The organism is Pseudemcibacter sp. (genome assembly GCF_965661635.1).
Taxonomy (GTDB): domain Bacteria; phylum Pseudomonadota; class Alphaproteobacteria; order Sphingomonadales; family Emcibacteraceae; genus Pseudemcibacter.
Genome location: NZ_CBFIEP010000121.1, coordinates 1 through 4,156 on the forward strand (window position 1 = coordinate 1; position 4,156 = coordinate 4,156).

Here is a 4,156-nt window from a genome sequence, read left to right on the forward strand (position 1 = left end):
TACAACACAAGGAGATATCATGAGAGCATAAATAACCTAACACCTGAAGATGTCTTTCTAGGACGCGGCAATGTGATCCTGGAAAAGCGAAACAAAATTAAACTAAAAACAATGGCCAAACGAAAACGCTTGCACATTAAAACTATGGCCGCATAATATTAACAGATGGAGCAGAATACTCTCTTATTATAAAGACTTAAAAACCCAACTTTCCCTGATGACGTACACTTCAAGACTACTTCCGAAGTCTTTGGATAGCTTTTTTGCTAATATAGTTAAAAAAGAGGGGAACTTTTCTAATGGTATCCCTGTGCGTCGACCCTTTTTATCTTTAATTTGGAAACGACGTTTTGGAAGACGCCCTTTTTTAAAATCTGTTGCAAGAAATTCACTATAGTATCGAGCTAAAGCTCCTACAAAGCCGCCAGTGCCTTTAATATTTAATTGATCGTTGTTTTGTTCTAAAGGCATGAACTATATCTCCCCTCTTAAATATTTTTAAACCTAGTGATGTTATCAAATAAATTGCAAAAAAAAATGAAATATTTTAGATAATCGCGATAAACGAATTAATTCTTTACATTCGGATTGAAAATCCGCGTGTCGGTGGTTCAAATCCGCCCCCGGGCACCATTACTTTCAATGACTTAGCGGAAAAGCCGTTAGGTCTTTTTTTGTTTTAGGGTCCATATAGGGTCCAAATTAATAATCACAATATTTATAAAGTAAAAAATTTCCCTTCAACTTGTCGACAATCTTATTTGTCTGTGGTTATAATAGTCGATGCAGAAATAGAATATAACTGTAATGATTTGACTGGGGGAATGAAGTGGTTCGTAAAATTAGCAACAATACATTACTGCACTGGGAAGTTCGTTTAATAAAAGCTATGTTTTTACATTACCCTCATATAATTTTTACACTTTTTCTCAGATTATGTCTAGCACACAGCAACTGAATATTCTCTGACTTACGAGAACTTCCACCTTTCGAATACGGAATTATGTGATCGAAATGAAAATCATCTTAAGCTCCGCCGCTCAATTAAACAATAAGGAAGCGCACAAATTATGAACAAAATTGAAATAAAAGCCCCTTACTTAATCTTCGTTGGTAGCGAAACCGACCCCACGGAAGCAAAAACAGGGGCTGGCATGTTTAAATGGCGTCCCGAACTATGCACGGGCCAACTGGTACTTAAAAGTGGCGGGCTGCCTATTGATTTACCATTGATGACAATCGCCCAAGCGAAAGAAGCCGGTGCCAAAACACTTCTCATCGGTACCGCAGCCATTGGCGGCGGCATTCCTGATGAATGGTTGGATACATTGGAAGAAGCCCTTAACGCAGGTTTAGACATTGCAGCAGGTGTTCATAAACGCTTAAACGATATTCCCCGCCTTTGTGCGGCGGCACAGAAATCTGGCGCACGATTAATTGATGTTCGTATTCCACCAAAAAATATTCCCGTTGGCACTGGGAAAAAACGCCGTGGCAAGCGTATCCTTATGGTCGGTACTGATTGTGCCATTGGTAAAAAATACACAGCTCTCGCTGTTGAAAAGGATATGAAAAAAGCGGGCTTAAAAGCCGACTTTCGTGCCAGCGGTCAAACCGGCATTATGATCGCCGGTAAAGGCATTCCCATTGACGCCGTCGTTGGCGATTTTATTTCTGGCGCGGCCGAGCTTTTATCTCCCGATAATGAAGATGATCACTGGGATGTCATCGAAGGGCAAGGCGGCATATTACATCCTGGCTACAGCGGCGTAAGTATGGGCCTTCTTGTTGGCTCACAACCTGATGCCTTCATCGTCTGTCATCATGCTAACCGTACCCATATTAGCGGTTGGGATGACTTCCCGCTGCCCAGCATTGAAGACGTTATTAATCTGACAACGACTGTCGGCGCACAGGTCAACCCCGCCATTCATTGTGTCGGCGTTAGCGTCAATACATCCGACTTAAATGATAATGAGCGCAAAGGCTATCTTGACGCCCTATCCGCACGACTTAATTTACCATGCGTTGATCCCCTTAAGGGCGGCACAAACAAAATTATCGAACGAATCATCGCGGAATTTCCAAACTAAACTTATGATTTAAAAGAGAAATAATAATGAAAATTAAAATTGAAAAACGAGTCTTTGAACATAAAAAACCATTCGTCATCACCGGTTATACTTTCAACACATCCGACACCGTTTGGGTGACTTTGGACCATGACGGTCATGTAGGCCGCGGTGAAGCCATGGGTATTTATTACAATGACGAAGACATGGATACAATGTCTGCTGAGCTTGAAGCGGTAACGTCTTTAATTTCAAATGACATAACATTCGATCAAGTACAAGAATTACTGCCTTACGGCGGTGCGCGTAATGCCCTTGACTGTGCCTTGTGGGATTTAAGAATGAAACAAGCGGGTACATCCATTTGGCAATATTTAAATTTAACACCGAAACCTTTAGTAACTGTTGCCACCGTAGGCATCAATACTCCTGAAAAAATGGCAGACGAGGCCTTGGAACATTCGAAATATGCAAAGCTTAAAATCAAGCTCAGCGAAGATGATCCTATCACCCGCCTAGAAGCCATCCGTGCGGTCAGACCTGACGCCTCATTGATCGTTGATGTCAACCAAGGCTGGACCTTCGCAGAATTAAAAGAATATACCCCCGCCGCACAAAAATTAGGCATAGAAATGATCGAGCAGCCGCTACCACGTGGCAAGGATGAAGAATTAGAAGGATATAAATCACTGGTACCGCTCGGTTCTGACGAATCTTGCCTTGATAGTTCAGAATATGCAGTGTCCGCTGGGCGCTATGACGTTATCAATATTAAATTGGATAAATGCGGCGGTTTAACTGATGCTTTAAAAATCATTGAACTGGCCAAACGCGACGGCAAAGTCCTTATGGTCGGTAACATGTCTGGCACATCCCTTTCAATGGCCCCATCCTATGTTATCGGACAACATTGTCAGTTCGTTGACATTGACGGCCCACTTTTCTTAAAGCAAGACATAGATAATGGTCTAGAATACAAATATGGCGGCGTCGTAAGTGTTCCATCGACAGAACTTTGGGGTTAGTTATTAGTCATGATCTGCCTCAATTAAAACGGTGGAGATAATCATTGATGTATCATTGCATTCTCACTTATGTTTAGGGAACATATATTAATAATGGCGGATGTCAAAAACGCTACTTGTGAATGTCTGCTTTGGGTCGAAAGCAGACTCTCAGATTTAGTCTAATTTTGTGTTTTTATCTACATTTTGTAACTTATGAGACGCCTGTATCTTGCTCATCAATAGAATACCTCCTTCTAGGCCTGCGATTATTGCGATTATTGCGAATTTATACCACTTATTCGCAATAATCGCAGGTTTCGCAACTACCTATAGTTTATTTTCCATGTCTCTTTACGGATTGAACCATCAATTGTTTTGGGTTCTTCATTTTTGACAAGATATTTATGATCTTCTAATACCCTTATAGCTGACATGAGCGTTTTTTTGAGGCGCAATGAATTCGGGCCACTATTCATAATTGGGGATAAATATATATCCTCTTCTGCCCAGTTGTCTTTTAACCAAGTGAGTAACAATTCAGCTTTTATTATATCCTCTGAAACAACGCCCTTTCTTATTCTAACAGTTTCAGATAGATAATACCGTGCTAATGAGATGCCATGCATTGCATTTATAGTACTTATGTAATCTGTGTCATCACCATCAACAACTTGAATTACAGCTGACAAACGAACTGCATGCTCAGTAAGCTTACTCGCACAATCAGCTATAAAATTTCAGTCTTTCTCTGGTGCCTGCCTTTCTTCAATCTCATCATGAAAGGTTGCAAAAACAATCTTTGCATCCTTGGATAGTTTGATTACTTTTGGTTTTAGCTCCCAATCCCTTTCATCAACAATAGGTAATTCTTTATCAAATAGGGCCATTAAGGCATTATAATAGAGTTCCATATCATCATTAAAATAACCAGTTTCTCTATGAAAGCGCGTCCCAATTAATGGTTCAGGTTCGGAGATTAAAAACCTTGCAAGAATACCTTGATTTCTAAATTGTTCATTGCCCATCATAATATTAGCAATTCCATCCTGGACCATCAAATGAATGGCCAGTCTTCTT

5 protein-coding genes and 1 pseudogene are annotated in these 4,156 nt (G+C 40.4%); 2 read left to right on the forward strand and 4 right to left on the reverse strand.

Going from position 1 to position 4,156, the window contains the following annotated elements:
* Positions 1–186 precede the first annotated feature (186 nt).
* Together ACTF6W_RS07970 and ACTF6W_RS07975 are read right to left on the reverse strand one after the other, a co-directional pair.
* On the reverse strand, positions 187–471 hold the full coding sequence (locus ACTF6W_RS07970; RefSeq protein WP_438994012.1) for a hypothetical protein: 285 nt from the start codon (positions 469–471) through the stop codon (positions 187–189).
* 435 nt (positions 472–906) lie between these two features.
* Positions 907–1,011: pseudogene (locus tag ACTF6W_RS07975) on the reverse strand (HNH endonuclease); the annotation flags it as partial.
* Positions 1,012–1,070: 59 nt separating this feature from the next.
* On the opposite strand from ACTF6W_RS07975, the gene ACTF6W_RS07980 reads away from it, so the two are divergent.
* Both ACTF6W_RS07980 and ACTF6W_RS07985 read left to right on the forward strand, forming a co-directional pair.
* Positions 1,071–2,093, forward strand: coding sequence for a DUF1611 domain-containing protein (locus ACTF6W_RS07980; protein WP_438994013.1), 1,023 nt, complete (start codon positions 1,071–1,073; stop codon positions 2,091–2,093).
* Positions 2,094–2,119: 26 nt separating this feature from the next.
* The gene (locus ACTF6W_RS07985; protein ID WP_438994014.1) at positions 2,120–3,097 is read left to right on the forward strand and encodes a dipeptide epimerase; all 978 of its coding nucleotides are present in this window, start codon (positions 2,120–2,122) and stop codon (positions 3,095–3,097) included.
* Between the two features lie 305 nt (positions 3,098–3,402).
* Here ACTF6W_RS07985 and ACTF6W_RS07990 read toward each other — a convergent pair whose 3' ends face one another.
* On the reverse strand, positions 3,403–3,768 hold the full coding sequence (locus ACTF6W_RS07990) for a hypothetical protein (protein ID WP_438994015.1): 366 nt from the start codon (positions 3,766–3,768) through the stop codon (positions 3,403–3,405).
* A gap of 48 nt (positions 3,769–3,816) precedes the next feature.
* Positions 3,817–4,156, reverse strand: a 340-nt coding sequence (locus tag ACTF6W_RS07995) for a DUF3987 domain-containing protein (RefSeq protein WP_438994016.1), incomplete at its 5' end; no start/stop codon positions are given.

Bases quoted from the DNA above. Each gene is read 5' to 3' on its own strand.
- ACTF6W_RS07970 (WP_438994012.1), bottom strand. From the start codon at position 471: ATGCCTTTAGAACAAAACAACGATCAATTAAATATTAAAGGCACTGGC.
- ACTF6W_RS07980 (WP_438994013.1), top strand. From the start codon at position 1,071: ATGAACAAAATTGAAATAAAAGCCCCTTACTTAATCTTCGTTGGTAGC.
- ACTF6W_RS07985 (WP_438994014.1), top strand. From the start codon at position 2,120: ATGAAAATTAAAATTGAAAAACGAGTCTTTGAACATAAAAAACCATTC.